Here is a 21,557-nt window from a genome sequence, read left to right on the forward strand (position 1 = left end):
GCCGGTGCTTGTTTGTCGCACCCACGCGGCTTTGGTAGGAATGCACTCTTGCCTCTCGTCGGAACGGGGTCACGGTGACAACAACCGACTACGACAACTTTGCGGACGCCTACTCGGCGGAGAACGAGTCCGGCCTCTTCAACGCCTACTACGAGCGACCCGCAATGCTTCGCCTCGCCGGCAACGTCTCGGGCCGCCGAATCCTCGACGCGGGGTGCGGTTCCGGCCCGTTGTCAGCTGCGCTGCGCGCCAAGGGAGCCGTGGTCACCGGCTTCGACGTGAGTGCGGCCATGGTCGACCTGGCCCGTCAGAGGCTGGGTGAAGACGCCGACTTGCACGTGGCGGACCTGAGCGCGCCGCTGCCGTTCGCAGACGCCGAGTTCGACGACGTCGTCGCGTCCCTGGTCCTGCACTACCTGGAGGACTGGTCCGGCCCTCTCGCCGAGCTGCGTCGCGTGCTGAAGCCAGGCGGTCGCCTGATGCTCTCGGTCAACCACCCCGCCGGCTATGCGATCGAGTATCCCGAGGCCGACTACTTCGCGCTTACGAAGTACTCCGAGGACTACATCCTGGACGGCCAGACTGTGTGGCTGACCTTCTGGCACCGGCCGCTGCACGCCATGGCAGATGCTTTTGCTGCTGCTGGGTTCCGCATCGCGACGATCAGCGAGCCGCCCCCTTCTCCGGACACTCCTGCAGAGCTGCTTCCACCCGTCAAGGGCTCCGGGTCCTTCATGTGCTTCCTCTTCTTCGTCCTCGAGTCCGCCTAAAGGCGTGTTTCCTAAGCCGCTCAGAGCCACTCGGTTATGAAACGCCGGGGGCGGCTTCGGGCCAGACGAGCAGGACGGGACAGGGGGCATGGTCGACGATGAAGCGGCTGGCGGGGCCGATACTGCGAGGCCCGAGGTGGTTACGGCCGCCATCGCGGGCGAGGATGAGCAGGTCGGCGCCCTCGGCGGCGGCCACGACCTCCCGCTCGACGCGGCCGGTGCGCTCAACACGCTTACAGGGGCGCCCCAGGCGCTGCGCGGCTTCGGCGAGGAGTCGTTCGGCGGAGGCGGTGGCCAGGTGCTCGACCGCGGTGCCGGGGTCGCGTTCGGGATGGCCACGGCCGAGCAGCCCGGCAAAGGCGCCGTGCGCGGCGCCGGGGGCTTCGGGGCCGGTGACATGCAGCAGCACGATGTCGGCGGCCTCGGGTGCGTGGCTGCGGGCGGCGTCGATGCAGGAGGGCCAGGTGCCCTCGGTGATCCAGGCGATGACTCTCACGGTGATCAGCCTCCGATAGCGGTGAGCGAGGCCCACAGTGCCACCACCGCGAGCAGCAGGGCGGCAGGCACGGTGAACAGGCCGAGCCGGGTGAACTCACCGAACTCGACGTCACTGTCGTGTTCGTGCACGATGCGCCGCCACAGCAGGGTGGCTAGGGAACCGGCGTAGGTGAGGTTGGGTCCGATGTTCACCCCGAGCAGCACCGCGAGGACGGCACCGGGCCCGGACGGTGCGGTCAGCGGCAGCAGCACCAGCACGGCGGGCAGGTTGTTGATGACGTTCGCCAGCACCGCGGCCAGCACCGCGATAGCGAGCAGGGCCGCAAAGCCGGTGCCGCCGGGGACCAGATGGCCCAGGCCGGTGGCAAGGCCGTTGTCGACGACCGCGCGGACCACGATGCCCAGGGCCAGAACGAAGGCGAGGAACGGGACCGCGGCGGCGCGCACGATGGCGGTGGGACTGGTGCGGCGCTGCGCCAGAGCACGCACGGCCAGTACGACGGCACCGGCGAAGGCCGCCCAGGCAGGATTGACTCCGAGCGCGGAGGTCAGGACGAACCCGGCCAGTGTGCAGGCCACGGTGGCCAGAGCGAACACCGGCAGCTCACGGGGTTCGGCGGTGGGTGGGGCCTGGGCTCCGGCGTCCAGGTCGGTGGCGAAGAACCGGCGGAAGACCACGTACTCGGTACCGATGGCGGCCAGCCAGGGCAGGACCATCAGGGCGGCGAAGCGGGTGAAGCTCAGTCCGCTGGCAGCGAACGCGAGCAGGTTCGTGAGGTTGGAGACCGGCAGCAGCAGCGAGGCGGTGTTCGACAGGTGGGTGCAGGCGTAGACGTGCGGTTTGGGCCGGGCACCGAGCCTGGCGGCGGTGGCGAAGACCACCGGGGTGAGGAGCACGATGGTGGCGTCCAGGCTGAGCACCGCGGTGATCACTGATGCGGCTGCGAACACCTGGACCAGCAGGCGGCGCGGGCGACCTGCCGCGGTACGGGCCATCCATGCTCCGCACGCGTGAAACAGGCCCTCGTCGTCGCACAGCTGGGCCAGGACCAGGACGGCGGCGAGGAAGCCGATCACCGGTCCGAGCCGCGCGGCCTCGTCGCGGGCATGATCCAGCGAGATCGCTCCGGTGGCAATGACCACGCCTGCGGCCGGGACGGCGACGACCGCCTCCGGCCAGCCGAACGGGCGGACAACGGCGCACGCCAGCACCGCCAGGAGCAGAACGACGGAGACAGCCTCCGCCAGCGAGGAATTCACGATCAGGTCTTCTCCGCGGTGGTGCGGACTTCGGAGACCTGCCGGGCCAGCACGCTCACCCCCGGCTGCAGCACCCGGTTCCGGCGCAGCCAGCCCACCGAGTGATCGAACAGCGCCTTCGGCCCCTCCGCGTACGCCGCCCACGCCCGGCCGTGCAGGAACGCCCTGAACCGCCGGCCCTGGGCATGGTCCTCGTACGGGTGGTAGCCGTACGCGTCACGGATCTCCCACGCGTGCTCATACGCCGTCTTCAGCCGCTCGGTGTACTCCTTGACGCAGGAGACATCCTCAATCTCCATCTGATCGGCCAGACGCTCCACCACCGGCCACGGAACGGCCAGGGAGTCCTCCAGGAACAGCCCGATGTACCTCACCCCGTGCACATCTCAAGCGCGAAGCCGAGACGGTTGTGGTCACCGCGCCGGTTCGCGATCAGCTTCCGGTCCTCGTCGTCGAGAAAGAAGAATCGCTCCAGCCCGGGCCTCGCCGGCTCCTCAGCGAACTTCCCGTACGCCTCAGCCTGCTTATCAGTCAGAAATTCCACCGGCATGCGGCGGACGGTAGCCACTCCTCGCCAGTGATCGAGGATCTTCCGGCGAACCCCCGAAGAAGACCGATCACCTGTGCTAAACGTGTTTCGTAAGCCAGGCTGACGGCATCGAGGTCACGGCGTGGCCGCCGAAGTGGGAGAAACGACAACTCATCGACGGGATCCGGTGGCGAATCCGGATCGGTGCCCCCCTGGCGTGACGTCCCGGCCGAGTACGCGCCCTGGCCCACCGTCTACGGCCTGTTCCGCCGCTGGCAGCGTGACGGGACCTGGGACAGGATCCTGTCCGCGTTGCAGGCTGCCGGCGAGCCGGCCGACCACGCGCTGGGCCGATCGAGAGGCGGGCTGACCACCAAAAAACTCATCTGGCCTCCGAGCAGGGACAGAGAGTCCTCGCACTGATCGTGACCGCCGGGCACCGTGGTGACAGCCCGCAGTTCATCCCCGTCCTGCGCCGCATCCGCGTGACCCGCCTCGGTGTCTGCCGGCCCCGCACCTGCCCCGACCTGGTCCTGGCAGACAAGGCCTACACCAGCCGCGGCAATCGCAGCCATCTCCGCTCACGCGGAATCAACTCCTGCATCCCCCGCAAGACAGACCAGGACGCCTACCGCAAGGCCAAAGGCTCCAAGGGCGGGCGTCCACCCACGTTCGACAAGGACCTCTACCGGCTACGCCACGCCGTCGAGAACGGCATCAACAGGCTCAAACGCCACCGTGGCGTCGCCACTCGCTACGACAAGCTGCCGGTCCGCTTCCAAGACCATCACCATCATCACCGGGTGGCTCTGACCGGCTTATGAGACACGCCTTGGTCGCCCACCGGCGCCGCCCGGAACGTTCGCCGATACGCACGCGGCGACACCCCGGTGGCGGCCAACAGGTGCTGCCGCAGCGAACCACCCGATCCGAACCCGGCCTGCTCCGCGATCCTGTCCACCGGGAGGTCCGTGCTCTCGAGCAGTTCCCGGGCGCGTTCGACCCGCTGCTGGGTGAGCCAGGTCATCGGGCTCACCCCCACTTCGTCCTGGAACCGCCTGCTGAATGTCCGCACGCTCATGTTCGACCGGGCGGCAAGCTCGGCCAGGACCAGCGGCCGATCAAGGTGTTCGAGCGCCCACGCTCGGGCCGGTGCCGTCGTCGTCGTGTCCGCTTCGACCACGGGCCGCCGGATGTACTGGGCCTGGCCCCCGTCGCGCCAGGGTGGGACGACGCAGGAACGCGCCGCCTCGTTGGCGATCTCACTGCCGTGGTCCCGTCGGATCACGTGCAGACACAGATCGATTCCCGCCGAGACGCCCGCCGAGGTGAGCACGCTGCCGTCGTCGATGAAGAGAACATCGGCATCGACCATGAGGTCCGGGTAGAGGCCCTGAAGGTGGTCGGACTCACGCCAGTGAGTGGTCACCCGGCGTCCGTCGAGGATGCCCGCCGCCGCCAGGACGAAGGAACCCGTACAGATCGCCATCACGCGCGCGTCGGGGCGGACAAGCCCCAGCGCGTCCCGCAGCGGCGCAGGAAGTTCCTTCTGTTCACCCCATTCTCGCCCGCTGGCCGAGGGAGGGATCACCAGGGTGTCCGCCTGGGCCAGCACCGTGTGGTCGTGGTCCACGGCGATCGCGAAGTCGGCCGAGGTGCCGACCGGGCCGCCATCGAGCGAACAGGTGGTCACCGAGTACAGCGGCTTGCCGTCGGGGCCGAGGGCGGCGCCGAAGAGCCGCGAGGGGATGGCCAGCTCGAACGGGACGACGCCGGGAAGCGCGAGCACAACGACGCGATGCATGGCCAGATCCTGACACATGTTGTCCATCTGGCCACTGTAGGGGCCCTGCCCCTCCGGAGATGCTGGACGGGCGCGGCCGCCCGATGCGGCCGGGACGACAGGTGAGGAGCACAGTGACAACCAGCTCAGGGCGAGCGCCGGACCGCATGCTCGCCGTCAGCCAAGACGTGGCCGGGGCACCCGACGTACTGAAGATCATCGAGATGGAGCGTCCGGTCCCCACACTCGGCGAGATCCTCGTCCGCGTCCAACGCCGCTGGGGTGAACCCCACCGACTGGAAGACCCGCGCTCGAGGCCAGTTCGCCACCGGCGCGCTCCCCCCGTTCGTCCTGGGGTTCGACGTCTCCGGGGTGGTCGAGGAGGTGGGGCCCGGGGTGACCCTGTTCGCGCCGGGCGACGAGGTGTTCGGCATGCCGCGCTTCCCGCATCCGGCGGGCGCGTACGCGGAGTTCGTGACCGCCCCCGCCCGGCACTTCTGCCGTAAACCGACAAACATCGACCACACGACCGCCGCGGCGTTGCCGCTGGCGTCCCTGACCGCGTGGCAGGCTCTCGTCGACACCGCCGACGTCCGGCCGGGCCAGCGCGTCCTCGTCCATGCCGCCGCCGGCGGAGTCGGGCACCTGGCGGTGCAGATCGCCAAGGCGCGCGGCGCACGGGTCGTCGGCACCGCAAGTGCCGGCAAGCACGACCTTCTTCGCGGGCTGGGCGCGGACGAGTTGATCGACTACACCACGGAGGACTTCGGCGTCCTCCGAGACATCGATGTCGTGCTCGACACCCTCGGCGGGGACTACACCCCGCGCTCACTCCGGACCCTGCGCAGGGGCGGGATCCTCATCTCGCTTCTGCCCATGGCCCCCGACTTCCCCGCCGACCTTGCCGAGGAACTCGACGTCCGCGCCACCCGAATCCTCGTCGAACCCGACCATGCGGGCATGAAGGCGGTCGCGGATCTCGTCGCTCGTGGGCAGCTGCGGCCACTCGTCGACACCACTCTCCCGCTGAGGGAGGCGGCTCAGGCCCACGAGCGCGGCGAGACCAACAGCACCACCGGGAAGATCGTCCTCTCCGTCGTCGCCTGAGGCCCGCCCTCGCACGCGACGCTGCTCCCACCACGTCACTCACTGAAGGAGTTCCATCCGCATGAGCAACGCGACACCTCCCAGCACGGCCGCCGTCGTCGAATCCTTCTTCGCGCGATTCGGCGCCGGTGATGTACCCGGACTCGTCGACCTCTTCGCCGACACGTTCGACTTCGCGGTCAACGGGACCCCCAACATCCCCTGGTCCGGGCAGCGCTCCACCCCGGCCGAGCTGCCGGACTTCTTCGGCTCGTTCGGACGCGTACTCGGACCGGCTCAGGAGTACAACGTCACGGCGACGGTCGTCGACGGGGAGAACGCGGTCGTGCTCGGGCACAACAAGTTCGAGGTCCTCGCCACGGGGAAGACGTTCACCAACCACTTCGCGCTGCACATCGGAGTCAAGAACGGCAAGATCACGACCTATCACATGTACGAAGACACCTATGCGATCGACGCCGCGTTCGCCGCGTGAGCCGCGGACGAGCTGACCACGGTTGAGCCGTGCGGTGATCGGAATCGACTGTCCGGATACCGATCACCGCACGCTGTGCCTCACCACCCGTTGCCGAGCAGCGAGAACCGTGCCGCCGTGCGATCGGCGCAGCCTGGTGGCGATCCGGAAAAGCTCAAACAGCAGTACCGGACTCTGTTTGCTCCCTTGCGGCTGGCTCGGTTGCCGCATTTCCCCGCTGCGCAGCCGGCCAGGGCTCTCCGCCATGAAGACCGGCCACCTCGCGTTCCGGGATCCGTGCCACGAGAACAATCACCCGCTCGGGCTCAGCCGGTGCCCCGTCCGAGCACGCGCACTTCGGCCTGCTCGGCGAGGGTTGCGTCAGCCAGGATGGAGAACACGAGGTCGCCGTCCGTCCGGCTGTACCCATCGGCCGCCAACTCGACGACCGCGCCAGAACGCAGCTCAACGACCCAGCGGGTCGGTGGTCCGGCAGCGAACCTCACGGCTCGAAGGCTAACGCCCGGAACAGCTGGGCCAACGCCGAGTCGGAGGTCCATGCCAGCGGCACACGGTTTAGGAATGAAGTACGGCTAACGCCCGTGCTGGGCGTATGACCTGCTGCTACGGCCGAGCACAAGACAGCTCTTCCAAGATCAGTCCGTGGATGGTCCGTGAGTTCGGCCCAACTTGCTGAGCGAGCGCCATAGACGGCGGTCCAGTCCTGGACGGCCTGACTTGGCCCCTGGTAGCACCCGCTATGGCCCGTGGAGGCCCGACAGCTTCGACTGCGGTCAGGGCTCAGCGACGCTTACGGCGGGCCGCCCAGACCCCGCCAACGATCGCCGCAGCAGTCGGCAAGAGGCAGCAAAGCGTCAGGACGAACAGATGCCACGGCTTGATTGCTCCCATGGCAAGAGGATAGGCACCGCTTCCCAACACCGGCTGTCCCTGTCAGCGTCAGTTTGAAGATCGCTTTCGGCTGAAGTGACCGCCTGAGACCGGACACCTCCTGAATTGGGATCCTGCCGAGGAGGAGAAAACCGCTGTGGCTCGACAGAGCAAGTACCTCGCGACGGCAGCCCGCCCGATGACCTGGCCGCTGACGAGCGAGCCGAGCTGATCCGCTTGCGGCGTCAGGTCGCGCAACTGGAGCTGGAGAAGGAGATCTTGAAAAGCCGCAGTCTTCTTCGCACGCGAGACAGAGCGGTGACCCGTACTGAGGAGTACCAGGTGGAACCGCAAGGCGGCGCACCGTCCAAATCTCGGCAACTCCGTCGACAGCCGCGACGGCGGACCGACCGGAGTGCTCGATCACGGTCTACGCCGCGCGGAATCCAGCGCTGCCCGACGCACACTGATCTGGATCGCGCAGATACCCCGCTCCGGACCGAGGTAGAAGTGATCGATCTTGATGTCCGTGTCCGCAATGCCAGCGGCCCAGAGATCTCGGCGAGTCGGTCGCGGTGGCAGATCGACGCCAAGGTCAGCCAAGCGCCTCCATGCCTGAGCCACTACGGCGGCCTGGTCCTCGGACCAGGCCAGCGACACCCAGTCCGCGTCGCGCTCCTCCTGCAAACGGCGCCCAGTCTCCGCCAGGCGCTTTTGTTTACTGCTCTTGCCCACACTGCGACAGTGGCGCACCGAACCAGCCAGGACAAGAAAGATCCCCGCACCGCCAGTTGGAAATCGTCCTCACTGGCACGTAGCCGGCACGGCTGGGCGGCGGGCGCGCGGCTGTCCGGCGGCGTCCGGCCTACCGCCCCGGCCTTCGAATCGGGGGCGCCTTGCCGTGTCGGCGGCTCTCCGCGCGCCTGGACCCAGGTACCCGGTGGCAACCCGCGAGTCGGCGCGGCAGCGACCTAGCAGACATCCTCAGGGCGGCCTGCGGCTACGAGTAGTCGAGACCGATCCGTGCCGCAGCCGCACGTAGTCATCGACGGAGACCCAGGGCTACCCGCTGCGCGACCGGGTAGTCGGGAGTTGAGTGGAGGGTGCAGGGGCGGGCGGGGCGGGTAGGCCCCGCGACGCAGGTGGGAGGTGCAGCCGGTGCGCGGGGGCGACGATGAGCCGAACGGACCGGAGGCCGCTGCCGATCGTGGGCCCCATGTGCTGCGGGAGTACGCGCTGCTCGCCGACGGGCGCCGCGGCGCGCTCGTCGGTCCGGACGGGAACGTGAGCTGGCTCTGCGCCCCGGGCTGGGCCGACCCTCCCCTCTTCAGCCGGCTCATCGGCGGCCGGGGCGACTACCTCGTGACCCCGGCGAACCCGCGGTTCGTCTGGGGAGGGCACTACGAAGCGGCCTCCCTGGTGTGGGTGAGCCGCTGGGTGACCACGAACGGGATCATCGAGTGCCGCGAGGCGCTCTTTTTTCCCGGCGAGAAGCATCGGGTGGTGCTGCTGCGCCAGATCCGCGCGGTGGACCGGGAGGCGGTCGTCCGGGTCCGGCTGGATCCTCGGGCCGACTTCGGCCGCGAGCCGTTGCGCGACGTACGGCGGGAGGGCCCCCACTGGCTGGCCCGCTCGGGCAGCCTGCACCTGCGGCACAGCGGTGGCGAGATGCTCGACCGGACCGAGGACGGCCCGCTCTGCGGCGAGATCACCGTACCGGCGGGCGGGCGGCACGATCTGGTGCTGGAGATCGCCACCCGCCCGCTCGACGAGGCGTCGCCCGAGCCCTTCGAGCTGTGGCGGACGACCGAATTCACCTGGCGGCAACTGGCGCCCCCGCTGGCCGGCGGCCCCGCCCAGCGGGACGCGGTTTTCGCGTACGTCGTGCTGCGCGGCCTCACCCAGCCCGGCGGGGGGATGGTGGCGGCGGCGACCACGGCACTGCCGGAGCGGGCGCTGGCCGGGCGCAACTTCGACTACCGGTACGCCTGGCTGCGGGACCAGACCTTCGCCGGCCGGGCGTCGGCGCTGATCGGCCGGTACGACCTGCTGGACTACGCCGTCGCGTTCCTCACCGAACGGGTGCTGGCCGACGGCGACCGGCTCTCCCCCGCCTACACCGTTGACGGCGACCCGGTCCCGGACCAGGAGGAGCTGGGTTACCTGGCGGGCTATCCAGGGGCGCCGCCGAGGGTCGGCAACTGGGTCCGCGGGCAGTTCCAGCTCGATGTCCTCGGCGAGACGCTGCTGCTGCTGGCCGTCGCCGGGCGGCACGACCGGCTGGACCAGGCCTCGTGGCGGGCGTTGGAGCTGACGGTCCGGATCATCGGGAAACGCTGGCGCGAGCCGGACTCCGGCATCTGGGAACTGCCGCCCCGCCAGTGGACCCACTCGAAGCTGATCTGTGTGGCCGGGCTGCGCGCGGCGGCCGGGGTCGCGTCGGGCGGACAGGCAGGACGATGGTTGGCCCTGGCCGATGCGATCCTCGCCGACGCGGCAGCCCACGGGCAGCATCCGTCCGGGCGCTGGCAGCGGGCGTACGACGACGGGCGGGTCGACGCCGCGTTGCTCTTCCCCGGCATCCGGGGCGCGGCGCCGGCAGGGGACGCGCGGACCGAGGCGACCCGGCGGGCGATCCTGGCGGAGTTGGAATGCGACGGATACCTGTACCGGTTCCGCCCCGACAGCCGCCCACTGGGGGACGCCGAGGGAGCGTTCCTGCTCTGCGGTTTCGCGGCCGCGATGGCCGCCTGGCAGGCCGGCGACGTCGTGGAGGCGAACCGGTGGTTCGAGCGTAGCCGGGCCGCCTGCGGCCCGGCGGGCCTCTTCACCGAGGAGTACGACGTGCAGCAGCGGCAGTTGCGCGCGAACCTGCCCCAGGCGTTCGTGCACGCGCTGATGTTGGAGACGGCGGTGACCCTGGGTCAGGCGGTACCCTGCCCATCGCCCGGCTGAGCGGTCTACCCGCCGCCCGTGCCCGAGATGAGTGCCAGCCCGGTCTCCGGGTCCACCCGCTTGGCCAACTCAGGCGCCACCTCGGAGATCATCAGTTCCAGTGTCGGCCAGACCCGGCCCCGGAGCAGGTGCCCGCCCATGGTGCTGCCGTCGGCGCGGCCGAGCACCGCGTGCACGTGCAGCGCCGGCGCCCCGTCCCGCTCGGCAACGTCGCCGAGCAGGGAGAGCACCTCGACCTGCTCGCGTACCGGGATCCGGCGGTAGTCGCCGGTGTCCCGGTCGAACCACCCGACCTCGGCGTCGGCGAAGCCGCCGACGGCGGTCACCCGGGCGGCGTGTATCCGCTGCTCGCGCAGCGCCGCCCCCACGGCCTCGACCGCCTCCTCCCCCTTGTCGCAGACCACCACGAGGACCCGTCCGGTCTGGTGGTGCAGCTCGTGCGCCCTCATCGCCGACCGCCCCGCCGCCAACCGGCCGGCAGGGCGGTCACCGTGCTGCCCCGACCGGTTTGGGCGACCACGCTGGTGTGCCGGGCCGGCACCGCCGTCGTCGCGTCCATCGCACCCTTTCCTCTCTCCGGCGCGGCCTCAGCCCACCCGGTACCGCTCCGCCTCGGCGGCACGCAGCTCCAGCCCGTGGCCCGGCCGGTCCAGCGGCACCGGGGCGCCGCCTCCCGCCGCGGACACCGCACCGTCGAAGAGCATCGCCTCGATCCGGACGTGGTCGTGGAACCACTCGATGTGGCGCAGGTTCGGCGTCGCTGCCGCCACGGCCAGGTGCTGGTGGGGCGCGCAGTGCGCGGACACCTCCAGGCCCGAGGCGGCGGCCACCGCCGCCGCCCGAAGGAATTCGGTGATGCCACCGCACCGGGTGACGTCGATCTGCAGGCAGTCGACGTACGGGGCCATCCGATGGAAGTAGACGAGGTCGAAGCCGTACTCCCCCGCCGCGACGTCGGGCAGCACCTGGTCGCGGACCAGCCCGAGGCCGACCAGGTCGTCTGAGCTGACCGGTTCCTCGTACCAGCGCACGTCGAGGTCGGCCGCGGCCCGGGCCATCCGTACCGCCTGCTTGCGCTGGTACCCGCCGTTCGCATCGACGTACAACTCGGCGTCGTCGCCGATGGCGCGTCGGGCGGCCACCATCCGGGCCAGATCCTGCGGCGCGTTGGTGCCCCCGGACTCGCCAATCTTGATCTTCACCCGGGGGATGCCCTGGTCGTGCACCCAGCCAAAAAGCTGCCGGTGCTGCCGCTCGGCGTCGTAGGTGGTGAATCCGCCGCTGCCGTAGACCGGCACCTGCCGGCGGGCAGTGCCGAGCAGCCGGGCCAGCGGCAGGCCGTGCCGGCGGGCCATGAGGTCCCAGATCGCGCAGTCGGCTGCGGAGAGCGCCAAGCCGGCGATTCCGGGCCGCCCGGCGTTTCTCAGCCGCCGCCGCATGGCCGACCACGCAGCCGGTACGTCGTCCGGGTCGAGCTCGGCCACCACGGGCGCGAGCAGGTCCGTGACGACCGGGACCACCGCTGCGGGCCCGTACGTCCAGCCGGTGCCCACCTGGCCGTCGGCCTCCGCGCGGACCAGCACCATGGTGGTGCTGTCCCAGGCGAAGGTGCCGTCGCCCTCGGGCGCGTCGGTCGGCACCCGGTACGCCGCCGCGCTCAGCCGCACCGCCGTCACCGCCCCCGGCGGCGGCTGGCCAGCGCGGCGACCGGCGCCAGCGCGGCCAGCCCGACGAGGCTGGTGGCGAGTACGCGGGCAGCCCGGGAGGGCCGCTCCGGACGTTGCCCCCACCGCTGCTCGGGGCGGGCGGTCACCCGCTCACCACGCAGGCCGGCCCGCAGCAGTTCGGCGAGGTGGATCGCGGAGCGACCGCCGGTGGCGCTCTGCTCGACCTGCGTACGGCAGCTGAAGCCGTCGGCCAGGATGACGTCAGTGTCGGCGGCGCCCCGGACGGCCGGCAGCAGGACCCGCTCGGCGCAGGCCGCGGAGACCTCGTAGTGCCCCGCCTCGAAGCCGAAGTTGCCGGCCAGCCCGCAGCAGCCCGAGTCGAGGAGTTCGGCCTGGACCCCCGCCTCGGTGAGCACCGCCTGGTCCGCGGTGGTGCCGAGGATGGCGTGCTGATGGCAGTGGGTCTGGATCAGTGCGTGCGCGGGCAGCTTCGGCGCCTGCCATCCGGGGCTGTGCTCGTGCAGCAGCTCGGCCAGGGTGACGGTCTGCTGCCGCAGACGGTGTACGTCCTCGTCGCCGGGGAAGAGTTCCCGGGCGTCGCCGCGGAACACCGCGGTGCAGCTCGGTTCCAGCCCCACGATCGGGGTGCCGGCCCGCAGGTGGGGTCGGAGCACCTCCACCGTTCGCCGTAACACCTTCTTCGCCATGCCGAGCTGTCCCGTGGAGATCCAGGTGAGCCCGCAGCAGACCGGCTGCTCCGGCACCCGGACCCGCCAGCCCGCCGCCTCCAGCACCTCGACGGCCGCCTGGGCGATGCCCGGCTGAAAGTGGTTGGTGAAGGTGTCCGGCCAGAGCATGACCTCGCCGCGCCAGCCGTCGCCGGTCGGCCAGCGGTCCGCGAACCAGTGCTGGAAGGTCTCGGTAGCGAAGACCGGGATCTCCCGGCGCTGGTCGATGCCGCCGACCAGCTTGGCGAGCCGGCCCAGCCCGGGCCCCTGGGCCAGCGCGTTCACCACCCGGGGCGCCCGGGCGGCGACCGCGGCCACCACCGGCAGCCAGCCCATCGAGTAGTGCGGGCGGGGTCGGAGCCGGCCCTGGTAGTGATGGGACAGGAATTCCGCTTTGTACGTCGCCATGTCCACGTTGACCGGGCAGTCGGACTTGCAGCCCTTGCAGGCCAGGCAGAGGTCGAGCGCGTCGCGAACCGCCTCGGAGCGCCAGCCGTCGGCGATGGTGCCGCCGCGGGCGGTGCCGTCGAGCATCTCGAACAGCAGGCGTGCCCGGCCCCGGGTGGAGTGCTCCTCCTCCCGGGTGACCATGTAGGACGGGCACATCACCCCGCCGTGCGGTCGCCGGCACTGGCCGACGCCCACGCAGCGCAGCACCGCCCGGCCGAAACTGCCGTCGTCGTCGGGATAGTGGAAGTGGGTTGCCACCTGGCCGTGGTTGTAGTCGACGCCGAGCCGCAGGTGACTGTCCAGCGGGTAGGGGGCCGCCACCTTGCCCGGGTTCATCCGGTCGTCCGGATCGAAGATCGCCTTGAACTGCCCGAACGCGCGAACAAGCCGGTCGCCGAACATCTTCGGCAGCAGTTCACCGCGGGACTGCCCGTCGCCGTGCTCTCCGGAGAAGGAGCCCCCGTAGGAGACCACCAGATCCGCGGCGCGCTCGACGAACGAGCGGAACTGCCGTACCCCCTCGGCGGTCGTCAGCTTGAACGGGATACGGGTGTGGACGCAGCCCTGCCCGAAGTGCCCGTAGAGCGAGGCCTGTTCGAAGCCGTACTCGTGGAGCAGCGCGTCGAGATCGCGCAGGTAGTCGCCGAGCCGTTCGGGAGCGACGGCCGAGTCCTCCCAGCCCTCCCAGGTGTCGGGTTCACCCGGCACCCGGGCGGTGGCACCGAGTCCGGACTCGCGGACCAGCCACATCTGGTGCTCGTCTGCCTCGTTGTCGAACCGGTGCGCGGTCGGCCCGCCGTCGCGGCACAGATCGTTGATCATCCGCTCGGCCGCAGCGTCGGCCTCCTCGCGGGTGTCGCCACCAAACTGCACCATCAGCCAGCCGCCGCCCGCGGGCAGCTTGTGCAGCGCCTCCGGGTGCAGGTGCTTACGCTTCTCGAAGTTGATCAGCTTGTCATCGAGCCCCTCCAACGCGATCGGGTCGTACGGCAGGACCCGCGGTACGTCGTCTCCGGCGGCGGCGATGTCCGGGTAGGACAGGAACACCATCGACTTGGCCCGTGTCACCGGCACCAGCGTCAAACGGGCCCGCAGCACGGTGACCAGTGTCCCCTCGGAGCCGACCAGCGCCTGTGCGACGTGAAAATTGTTCTCCGGCAGCAGGCTGTCCAGGTTGTATCCGGAGACCCGGCGCGGGATGTGCGGGTAGCGGGTACGGATGTCGCTCTGGTACTCGTCCCGCAGCGCCCGCAGCTGGCGGTAGATCTCGGCCTGCCGACCGCCCCGTCGCTCGATCTCGGCGTACTCCTCGTCGCTGGTCTCGCCGACCCACATCCGGGTGCCGTCGTAGAGCAGTACCTCCATCTCGACGAGGTTGTCGACCACCTTGCCGGTGCGCTGCGCGGTGGAGCCGCAGGAGTTGTTGCCGATCATCCCGCCGATGGCGCAGTGGCTGTGGGTGGACGGGCGCGGCCCGAACTCCAGCCCGTGCGGTGCCAGCAACTCGTTGAGCGTGTCGAGCACGATGCCGGGCTCCACCAGGCAGGTGCCGGCCTGCGGGTCGACCTCCAGCAGCCGGTTGCAGTACTTCGACCAGTCGATGACCACGGCCACGTTGGTCACCTGTCCCCCGAGGCTGGTACCACCGCCCCGGGAGAGCACCGGCGCGCGGTGGCGGCGGCAGACGGCGACCGCGGCCACCGCCGCCTCGACGGTCCGGGGCACCACCAGGCCGAGCGGCACCTGGCGGTAGTTGGAACCGCCGGTGGCGTACGCGGCCCGTGAGCCGGCGTCGAAGCGCACCTCCCCGTCCACCTCGGCGCGCAGGTCCGCGGCGAGCGCGGCCAGGTCGACGTGGTGCGCCGGCTCGGGCGGCCGCAGGACGGGCGCGGGCAGGGACACCGGCTCCGTGGCCGGAGCTGCCCTCCGTGCCGTGCCCGTGACTCGCCGGGTCATGACCGCAGCTCGTTGATCTTGTCTCGGGCCACGGTGGCGAGGGTGGCGACCTTGTGCGGCTGGCCCCGCAGGAACGCCTCGGTGAAGTGCTTGGCCTGTTCGTACCGGACCTTGCCGGGCATCGGCGGCTCGTCTGGGTTGACGTCACAGTCGACCAGCGCCGGGCCCGGATAAGCCAACGCCTCACGGATCGCGTCCGGCACCGCCTTCGGGTCGGTGACCTTCACGCCGTACCCACCGCAGGCCCGTGCCCACGCGCCGAAGTCGGCCTCGGGCTGCCGGTGCCGCACCGCGTACTCCGGGTAGCCGAGGACGATCTGCTCCCAGAGGATCTGGCCGTACGAGTTGTTGTTGTTGACCACCACCTTGATCGGCAGCTCGTGCCGCACGGCGGTGAGGAACTCGGCCATCAACATCGCGAAGCCGCCGTCGCCGACGAACGCGATGACCTGCCGGCCGGGGAACGCGTGCTGCATGGCGATCGCGTACGGCAGGCCTGGCGCCATGGTGGCCAGGTTGCCGGAGAGGTAGAACTCGCGGCCGCCGCGGATGGTCCAGTGCCGCGCCGCCCAGGTGGCGATCGTGCCGGAGTCGCAGGTGAGGATGGCGTCCGAGGTGGCGGCCGCGTCGATGCAGCTGATCAGGTACTGCGGGGCGATCGGATCCCGCCCCGGGTCCTGCAGGGCGATCATGTCCGCGCGCCAGGCGTCCCGCGCCTGCTGGTACTTCGTCAGGAAGGACCGGTCCGATCGGGCCTGGATCATCGGCAGCAGTTGCTGCAACGCCAGCTTCGCGTCCGCGGTCACCGCCGCGTGCACCGGCAGGCGCAGGCCGATCAGGCTCGCGTCGATGTCGATCTGGACCACCTTGGCCTGCCCCGGCGCGGGCAGGTACTTCCCGTACGGGAAAGAGGTGCCCACCATCAGCAGGGTGTCGCACTCCTCCATCAGCTCCTCGCTCGGCTTCGTGCCGAGCAGGCCGAGGCCGCCGGTGGTGAGCGGGTGGTCGTCCGGCACCACCAGCTTGCCGGGCAGGGTCTTGACGATCGGGCTGGCCAGTGCTTCGGCCACCGCGAGCACCTCGTCCCGGGCGTGGCGGGCGCCGACTCCCACCAGCATGGCCACCCTCTTCCCGGCGTTGAGCACCTCCGCCGCCCGGGCCAGGTCGGCCTGCGCCGGCGCCACCGGCGGCTGCGACACCGCGGCGCTGCTCGCCGGTGGCACCCCCGGGCTGACGTGCCGGTAGGGGTCCTCGCCGACGGCGGCGACCTGCACGTCGTTGGGAAAGGTCAGATGGGCGACGCTGCGCCGCGCCAGGGCGTGCCGGATGGCGATGTCGACCACGCCGGGCACCTGCTGGGGGTTGGTGACCATCAGGTTGTACGCGTCCGCCACGTCCTGGTAGAGCAGCGCTGTGTGTACCTCCTGCTGGTAGTGGGAGCCGAGCACGGACGTCTCCTGCATGCCGGTGATGGCGAGCACCGGGACGTGGTCGAGCTTGGCGTCGTAGAGCCCGTTGAGCAGGTGGATGGCGCCCGGCCCGGAGGTGGCGGCGCACACCCCGATCCGGCCGGTGGCCTTGGCGTACCCGGTGGCCATGAAGGCCGCCGCCTCCTCGTGGTGCACCAGCACGAACCGCAGCTTCTCCCGCTGCCGGCGAAAGCCCTCCATCAGGCCGTTGATGCCGTCGCCAGGGAGGCCGAAGACGGTGTCGACGCCCCACTCCACCAGTCGTCGGGCAAGGCCTTCGCCTACGATCTCCTGCACGTCACGCCTCCTGAATCCGTACCCCCGCGGTCCCGGACGGCTACCCGGCATCCGATCCGTCGCGAGCTACCCGTGACGATTCGCGGCAAACGTCCGAACTGGCGTTTTCGGCCGAGCGGCGGTGACATGCCGGGCCGATGCCGCCGGACCACCCGCTGCTCGCCCCCGCTCGTAAGCTGCGGGTGCTCCGGCCCGCGACCGCTCAGCGGCGGCGGCGGCGGCGCGAGATCAGCAGGCCGAGGACCAGACCCGCCAGGAGCAGGGCGATCTGCTTACCGGAGACCGACGACTTCAGCTGGCCGAGTCCTCTCCTGGGGTCGACGAGGGTGCCCGCGGCGTCACCAATCCTTCCGATGATCACGTCGTCGATCCGGCTCCGTTTCATCGCCCACCGTCCATTCCTGTATGGCCCCGCAGGTTCCCGGGCCGCCGTGGCCGCCCATGTCGACGATGTTTCAGCGCCCCAGCTCGTCGCGGGCGGCCGAGGAACCGGCCGGCACCACCCGGCCGGCGGTGCTGGACACCGCATCGCGTACCTCGTCCGCCAGCCGGGCGGACCTTCCGCCCGCCGCACGCAGCCGCTCCAGGCCCGCGGCGCCGAGGAACACGGCAGCGGCCACGTACCCGGCGGTCATCCCGGCAGCCGCCAGCCGTCGCGGCAGGAACGCCTCCAACATGCGCAGCGAGGTCGCCGAGGCCGCCCCGACAGCCAGCACCGCACACCCTCCGGCGGCGGCCAGCAGCACGAAGCCGAGCCCGGCCGGGCGGGCGGCGTCCGCGAGCTGGGTGCGTACCGCTCGAACCTCCTCGCGTACCACCTCGGCCACGTCCTCGGCCAGGCGGTCGGTGGGACTGGCTGGTCGGCCGCCACCCCCGGGCTGGTTCGCCATGCCCATCGGGCCTCCCTCGGCTCGTCTCGGCCCGGTCGAGTACCCCGAAGCAGCACCCCCATTCGCTCCCGTCCCACAGCGGCGGCTTGGGGGACCGCGCAGCACGAGCCGGGCGGTCACTTGGAGGGACCGGGCGGAAACGGCGGCGTACGACTCACCGCTGCGCCGGGGACCACTCGCGCTGCGTCAGGACCCTGTAACTCCGGCTCCGCCGCCGGTCTCGGACCGATCTGGAGGTAGCCGCTCTGGAGGTAGGCATGGGCGGCAATCGGTCCTTCAGCGCCGCCAGCCGCGCGTCCGCCCGGTCACAGCTGCCCAAAGCCGCGACCGCTAGGCAGAGAAAGGCGGCCCGCAGAGGCGGTCCCGCCAGAAGCGAAAAGCCCGTCCGCGACGCGCCGGGCGACGGTGCCGTCCTCCATCGCGGTACGCACCGCCACCGGCATCCGCCCGAGGGGGAACCGCCCCGCGCGGAGCTGGTGCGCGACAGCGTCTGTGGGCGTCTCCGCCATCGCCTCCAGCTGTCGGTCGAGGATGCTCGCGGTGGCCCCATCCACGGCTTCGGGTCAGCAGGTCGAGGGCGAGTTTGACAGTGCCGAGGTCGTCGTACCGGGCTGCCAAGATGCGGGCGTGGACGACGCGTTGACGGTGCTGAGGCGAGAGTTCGAGTCCGTGGATGGGAGCTTCCTGCTCCGACTGCGCTGTGAACTCGTCTGGGACCGGGCAGCGTTCAGCCGGTTGGAGCAGGCGATGCGGGTGGCCTGTGAGCAGCGCGAGGGTCATGACGACTTGCCGCGCTGGATGGCTGAGGGGTTCTACGAGGTCTCACACTTCGTGGCGGAGTGGACCGCGCACTCGCACTTTCCTCGGCCGGAGCCGGCCCAGCACTACCAGGATTGCCTGGAGCGGTTGCGGGACCTGGCGGACTGGTTCTTTCGCGGGTGGCATGCCTACCAGGAGCCGCACCTGTGGCGTGATCTCTAGCGTCATGCAGAAGAGTTGTGTTGTGCCTTGGCGGGAATCTGGTCAGCGGTCTTGGTCCAGCGGAACGGCTGGCAGCGTTCGTCGTAGCCGTCGATGAACGCGCGGATCGCGGCGATCAGGTCGGCGACGCTGGTGAAGCTGCCGCGGCGTATGGCCTGCCGGCTGATGATCCCAAAGAAGATCTCCACCATGTTCATCCAGGACGCACTGGTCGGAGTGAAGTGCATGGTCATCCGCGGATGTTTGGCGAGCCACGCCTTGACGTTCGGGTCGTTGTGGGTGGCGTAGTTGTCAGCTACCACGTGCAGCTTCACTCTCGGGTGGGCCTTGGCGACCTGCTTGAGGAAGGCCAGGAACTCGGCATTGGAGTGCCGCTCGTAGCAGGCGTTCGCGGTGATCTTTCCAGTGGCGACCTCCAGGGCGGCGAACAGCGTGGTGGTGCCGTGTCGCCGGTAGTCGTGGGTGCGGCGCTCCGCCGCGTCGAAGCGCATCGGCAGCAGCGGCGCGGCCCGGTCCAGCGCTTGGATCTGCGACTTCTCGTCCACGCACACCACGACCGCGTTGGCCGGCGGATCCAGATACAGGCCGACCACATCGCGAATCTTGGCTTCCAGCTGCGGGTCGGTGGAGGACTTGAGCGTCTCAACGCGATGCGGCTGCAGCCCCCAGGCTCCCCAGATCCGGGCCACCTCGGCGAAGCTGACCGGCAGCCCAGCCCTGGTCAAATGGTCCGCGAGCAGCCGCGCCGATATGCGGGAAAGACCACGCCGTCCGTCGTAAGACGCGGCGGTGGTTCCAGCCTCGTACCCAGTGCGACGCACACTGCGTGGGCAGCCGCGACCTTCACGTCACCCTCAGCGGTGTCCACCGGCCAATCCACAATCTTCTTCACCGTGGCCTTGTAGCCACCGGGTCCCGCCACGCGGGCGAGCGCATAGCGCACGCCCTCGACCGCCTCAGCCACCAATCGATCATTGACCGGCCGATCGATCACAGCTCGCAACCCATAGACATCCCGCAGCCAGGCAAAGGCATCCGGGGAAACGTCTACCTCGTCACGGTCTGCCCGCTCGACCGCGACAGCCACATCCGCCGCATGCCCAATCCGGCCAACCATCTGCCGAAGGCGAAACTCTCCCTGCACGGCCAGACGATACCGGCTCCGGTTCTTCGTCCCGAAGAAACGATCACCCGTCGATGAGCTGAGCGACCGGTATGGGCGAAATACCGGAACGGTCCGCCATCGCAGCCGGCTGTCCGACTCCGCTTGATGGCTGACACGGCGCCCTCCGTTGATGCTTGACGCCGTGGCGATGCACCGCCGGCTCTGCTGTGGTGGCCGGGTAATTCCGATGACGGCCATTGGGCGGGCAGCAAGGATGGTGCGTCGAGGGGGTGCGACCACGGATGGCACTTACGGATGGCACGGACCAACAGCATCGACCCGTCGCCCTGGTGACCGGTGCCGGCCGCAGCGCCGGCATCGCTGCATCGGTGGTGCTGACGCTGGCTCAGACCGGCTGGGATGTCGGCTTCACCTACTGGACCCCGTACGACGAGCGGATGCCCTGGGGAGCCGATCCCGAGGCCATGACGCAGCTCAGCAGCCAAGCCGCCAAGCACGGGGCAAGAACTGCCGCAGTCGAGGCGGACCTCGCTGATCCTCACGCCACGGCTGGCATCTTCAAGGCCGTGGAGCGAGAGCTGGGCTCGGTCAGCGCGCTCGTCCTCGCCCACTGCGAGAGCGTCAAGTCGGGCCTGCTCGACACCAGCATCGAGAGCTTCGACCGTCACTTCGCGGTCAACACCCGGGCGAGCTGGCTCCTGATTCGCGAGTACGCCCAACGGTTCCAAGGGCCACATGGCACCGGACGCATCGTCAGCCTGACCAGTGACGCTACCGTCGGCAACCTTCCCTACGGAGCCAGCAAAGGCGCTTTCGATCGGATCACCCTGGCCGCTGCTCAGGAACTGGCCCACCTCGGCGTGACCGCCAACGCCATCGATCCGGGTCCAACCGATACCGGCTGGATGACCGCAGAGATCAAGGATGCCGTCCTACGGTCCACGCCGCTCGGTCGCCTCGGGCGCCCACAGGACTGCGCGAACCTCGTCGCGTTCCTGTGCTCACCCGACGGGGGCTGGATCAACGGCCAACTCTTACACAGCGACGGCGGCATCTCCTAACCAACGTTGCGCCTTCGAAGATGGCAGGGGGTCAAGCGTCGTCCGGGGCCGTTTGGTCAACCATCATTCGAGACCAGGCATCGCCGGCAGCCGGCCGGCCTGGCCTTTACTCCGGGGCAGTCACGCTGCCCTTGACCGCTTGGTCGATCAGCTCGGCGGCCCTGTCCGGGCGGGTCTCGGACTTCGATGGTGAGGTCGGCGGTGACAAGTGTTTCTGTTTCGTCCCATGCTTGGAGGCGTTCCGCGGTGTCGCCGGTCTGTCGTTGTGCGATCCGCAGTTCCGCCACGTCTCGGGGACACGTGAGAGGAACAACGGTCCATTGCGCGTCAGGGAATGCTTCGCGTACAGCTTCAACGGCCTCGGCCTGGCCGAGATGCACTACAGGGATGCCGTCGTGGAGCTGCCGGCGCAGGCCGTGGGCGTCGACGACGTAGACGGATCCGTACCGCTGGTTCTCCCACACCACGTCACCGGCGGCGCGTAGTGCCGCCAAGTCCGCGTCCGTGGTCATCCGGTAGCCCGTGGTGCGAACGCCGCCGTGGACGACAAGAAGATCGTCAGCAATCCGTTCTCGGCTAAGAGCATCCAACGCCCCCGGCATGTCCCCAACAAGGTCCAGCCGTGGTCAGTCGACCGGCTCACCGCGTTCCGCGCGAAGCTGCCAGACCGCTACTGAGTCGCCGT

General features: G+C 70.0%; 21 protein-coding genes and 2 pseudogenes. 9 read left to right on the top strand and 14 right to left on the bottom strand.

Annotation, left to right across the window (positions count from 1 at the left end):
• Positions 1 to 74: 74 nt before the first annotated feature.
• Positions 75 to 770 (top strand): class I SAM-dependent methyltransferase, encoded by a 696-nt coding sequence (locus tag ACGF5G_RS13175; RefSeq protein ID WP_393262220.1) that lies wholly within the window; start codon positions 75 to 77, stop codon positions 768 to 770.
• Between the two features lie 34 nt (positions 771 to 804).
• Here ACGF5G_RS13175 and ACGF5G_RS13180 read toward each other — a convergent pair whose 3' ends face one another.
• The 4 genes from ACGF5G_RS13180 to ACGF5G_RS13195 are packed head-to-tail and all read right to left on the bottom strand — an operon-like array spanning position 805 to position 3,078.
• Positions 805 to 1,266, bottom strand: coding sequence for a universal stress protein (locus ACGF5G_RS13180; protein ID WP_393262223.1), 462 nt, complete (start codon positions 1,264 to 1,266; stop codon positions 805 to 807).
• Between the two features lie 5 nt (positions 1,267 to 1,271).
• The gene (locus ACGF5G_RS13185) at positions 1,272 to 2,516 is read right to left on the bottom strand and encodes an SLC13 family permease (RefSeq protein WP_393262628.1); all 1,245 of its coding nucleotides are present in this window, start codon (positions 2,514 to 2,516) and stop codon (positions 1,272 to 1,274) included.
• A gap of 14 nt (positions 2,517 to 2,530) precedes the next feature.
• Positions 2,531 to 2,902, bottom strand: a complete 372-nt coding sequence (locus ACGF5G_RS13190) for a DUF4158 domain-containing protein (protein WP_393262225.1) — start codon at positions 2,900 to 2,902, stop codon at positions 2,531 to 2,533.
• Positions 2,899 to 3,078, bottom strand: a complete 180-nt coding sequence (locus tag ACGF5G_RS13195) for a DUF4158 domain-containing protein (RefSeq protein ID WP_393262228.1) — start codon at positions 3,076 to 3,078, stop codon at positions 2,899 to 2,901. The genes ACGF5G_RS13190 and ACGF5G_RS13195 overlap by 4 nt, the downstream gene beginning before the upstream one ends.
• A 183-nt stretch (positions 3,079 to 3,261) precedes the next feature.
• Between ACGF5G_RS13195 and ACGF5G_RS13200 the strand changes: the two are divergent.
• Positions 3,262 to 3,827: pseudogene (locus ACGF5G_RS13200) on the top strand (IS5 family transposase); the annotation flags it as partial.
• Positions 3,828 to 3,853: 26 nt separating this feature from the next.
• Here the strand turns inward: ACGF5G_RS13200 and ACGF5G_RS13205 are convergent.
• Positions 3,854 to 4,888, bottom strand: coding sequence for a GlxA family transcriptional regulator (locus ACGF5G_RS13205; protein ID WP_393262230.1), 1,035 nt, complete (start codon positions 4,886 to 4,888; stop codon positions 3,854 to 3,856).
• Positions 4,889 to 5,122: 234 nt separating this feature from the next.
• On the opposite strand from ACGF5G_RS13205, the gene ACGF5G_RS13210 reads away from it, so the two are divergent.
• Entirely contained in the window at positions 5,123 to 5,947 is an 825-nt protein-coding gene (locus ACGF5G_RS13210) for an NADP-dependent oxidoreductase (protein ID WP_393262232.1), read from the top strand.
• Between the two features lie 61 nt (positions 5,948 to 6,008).
• Positions 6,009 to 6,422 (top strand): nuclear transport factor 2 family protein, encoded by a 414-nt coding sequence (locus tag ACGF5G_RS13215; protein ID WP_357696978.1) that lies wholly within the window; start codon positions 6,009 to 6,011, stop codon positions 6,420 to 6,422.
• Between the two features lie 305 nt (positions 6,423 to 6,727).
• On the opposite strand, the gene ACGF5G_RS13220 is transcribed toward ACGF5G_RS13215, so the two are convergent.
• The gene (locus ACGF5G_RS13220) at positions 6,728 to 6,907 is read right to left on the bottom strand and encodes a hypothetical protein (protein WP_393262235.1); all 180 of its coding nucleotides are present in this window, start codon (positions 6,905 to 6,907) and stop codon (positions 6,728 to 6,730) included.
• A gap of 808 nt (positions 6,908 to 7,715) precedes the next feature.
• The gene (locus ACGF5G_RS13225; protein ID WP_393262238.1) at positions 7,716 to 8,027 is read right to left on the bottom strand and encodes a hypothetical protein; all 312 of its coding nucleotides are present in this window, start codon (positions 8,025 to 8,027) and stop codon (positions 7,716 to 7,718) included.
• Positions 8,028 to 8,450: 423 nt separating this feature from the next.
• Here ACGF5G_RS13225 and ACGF5G_RS13230 point away from each other — a divergent pair, with 423 nt between their 5' ends.
• Positions 8,451 to 10,247 carry a glycoside hydrolase family 15 protein gene (locus tag ACGF5G_RS13230; RefSeq protein WP_393262240.1) on the top strand — a complete coding sequence of 599 codons (1,797 nt, stop codon included), beginning with the start codon at positions 8,451 to 8,453 and terminating at the stop codon, positions 10,245 to 10,247.
• A gap of 5 nt (positions 10,248 to 10,252) precedes the next feature.
• Here the strand turns inward: ACGF5G_RS13230 and ACGF5G_RS13235 are convergent, their stop codons facing one another.
• The 6 genes from ACGF5G_RS13235 to ACGF5G_RS13260 all read right to left on the bottom strand — a co-directional run bounded on the left by ACGF5G_RS13235 (position 10,253) and on the right by ACGF5G_RS13260 (position 17,710).
• A complete protein-coding gene (locus ACGF5G_RS13235; protein WP_393262242.1) occupies positions 10,253 to 10,696 on the bottom strand; it encodes a PPC domain-containing DNA-binding protein in 444 nt (147 codons plus the stop codon).
• 138 nt (positions 10,697 to 10,834) lie between these two features.
• Positions 10,835 to 11,914, bottom strand: coding sequence for an enolase C-terminal domain-like protein (locus ACGF5G_RS13240; protein ID WP_393262245.1), 1,080 nt, complete (start codon positions 11,912 to 11,914; stop codon positions 10,835 to 10,837).
• A 5-nt stretch (positions 11,915 to 11,919) separates the two neighbouring features.
• Positions 11,920 to 15,048, bottom strand: coding sequence for an FAD-binding and (Fe-S)-binding domain-containing protein (locus ACGF5G_RS13245; RefSeq protein ID WP_393262247.1), 3,129 nt, complete (start codon positions 15,046 to 15,048; stop codon positions 11,920 to 11,922).
• Positions 15,045 to 16,814, bottom strand: a complete 1,770-nt coding sequence (locus ACGF5G_RS13250; protein ID WP_357696970.1) for a thiamine pyrophosphate-dependent enzyme — start codon at positions 16,812 to 16,814, stop codon at positions 15,045 to 15,047. The genes ACGF5G_RS13245 and ACGF5G_RS13250 overlap by 4 nt, the downstream gene beginning before the upstream one ends.
• Positions 16,815 to 17,016: 202 nt before the next feature.
• A complete protein-coding gene (locus ACGF5G_RS13255; RefSeq protein ID WP_393262250.1) occupies positions 17,017 to 17,199 on the bottom strand; it encodes a hypothetical protein in 183 nt (60 codons plus the stop codon).
• A 70-nt stretch (positions 17,200 to 17,269) separates the two neighbouring features.
• Positions 17,270 to 17,710, bottom strand: a complete 441-nt coding sequence (locus ACGF5G_RS13260) for a phage holin family protein (RefSeq protein WP_393262251.1) — start codon at positions 17,708 to 17,710, stop codon at positions 17,270 to 17,272.
• A gap of 663 nt (positions 17,711 to 18,373) precedes the next feature.
• On the opposite strand from ACGF5G_RS13260, the gene ACGF5G_RS13265 reads away from it, so the two are divergent.
• Entirely contained in the window at positions 18,374 to 18,685 is a 312-nt protein-coding gene (locus ACGF5G_RS13265; protein WP_393262253.1) for a hypothetical protein, read from the top strand.
• A 2-nt stretch (positions 18,686 to 18,687) separates the two neighbouring features.
• On the opposite strand, the pseudogene ACGF5G_RS13270 reads toward ACGF5G_RS13265, so the two are convergent.
• A pseudogene (locus ACGF5G_RS13270) lies at positions 18,688 to 19,496 on the bottom strand (IS630 family transposase); the annotation flags it as partial.
• Positions 19,497 to 20,092: 596 nt separating this feature from the next.
• Between ACGF5G_RS13270 and ACGF5G_RS13275 the strand changes: the two are divergent.
• The 3 genes from ACGF5G_RS13275 (at position 20,093) to ACGF5G_RS13285 (ending at position 21,549) form a co-directional block, all read left to right on the top strand.
• Complete coding sequence (locus ACGF5G_RS13275) at positions 20,093 to 20,872, top strand: SDR family oxidoreductase (protein WP_393262256.1); 780 nt, start codon at positions 20,093 to 20,095, stop codon at positions 20,870 to 20,872.
• 131 nt (positions 20,873 to 21,003) lie between these two features.
• Complete coding sequence (locus tag ACGF5G_RS13280; RefSeq protein ID WP_393262258.1) at positions 21,004 to 21,357, top strand: hypothetical protein; 354 nt, start codon at positions 21,004 to 21,006, stop codon at positions 21,355 to 21,357.
• Between the two features lie 54 nt (positions 21,358 to 21,411).
• Complete coding sequence (locus ACGF5G_RS13285; RefSeq protein WP_393262261.1) at positions 21,412 to 21,549, top strand: hypothetical protein; 138 nt, start codon at positions 21,412 to 21,414, stop codon at positions 21,547 to 21,549.
• Positions 21,550 to 21,557: the final 8 nt, after the last annotated feature.

It is taken from the genome of Micromonospora sp. NPDC047730 (genome assembly GCF_043204765.1).
Lineage (GTDB): Bacteria > Actinomycetota > Actinomycetes > Mycobacteriales > Micromonosporaceae > Micromonospora.

What these genes read in the sequence shown, in the direction of transcription:
- ACGF5G_RS13215 (WP_357696978.1), top strand. Translation starts at nt 6,009, where the DNA reads ATGAGCAACGCGACACCTCCCAGCACGGCCGCCGTCGTCGAATCCTTC.
- ACGF5G_RS13195 (WP_393262228.1), bottom strand. Translation starts at nt 3,078, where the DNA reads ATGCCGGTGGAATTTCTGACTGATAAGCAGGCTGAGGCGTACGGGAAG.
- ACGF5G_RS13255 (WP_393262250.1), bottom strand. Translation starts at nt 17,199, where the DNA reads ATGAAACGGAGCCGGATCGACGACGTGATCATCGGAAGGATTGGTGAC.
- ACGF5G_RS13235 (WP_393262242.1), bottom strand. Translation starts at nt 10,696, where the DNA reads ATGAGGGCGCACGAGCTGCACCACCAGACCGGACGGGTCCTCGTGGTG.
- ACGF5G_RS13275 (WP_393262256.1), top strand. Translation starts at nt 20,093, where the DNA reads ATGGCACTTACGGATGGCACGGACCAACAGCATCGACCCGTCGCCCTG.
- ACGF5G_RS13260 (WP_393262251.1), bottom strand. Translation starts at nt 17,710, where the DNA reads ATGGGCATGGCGAACCAGCCCGGGGGTGGCGGCCGACCAGCCAGTCCC.
- ACGF5G_RS13245 (WP_393262247.1), bottom strand. Translation starts at nt 15,048, where the DNA reads ATGACCCGGCGAGTCACGGGCACGGCACGGAGGGCAGCTCCGGCCACG.
- ACGF5G_RS13205 (WP_393262230.1), bottom strand. Translation starts at nt 4,888, where the DNA reads ATGGACAACATGTGTCAGGATCTGGCCATGCATCGCGTCGTTGTGCTC.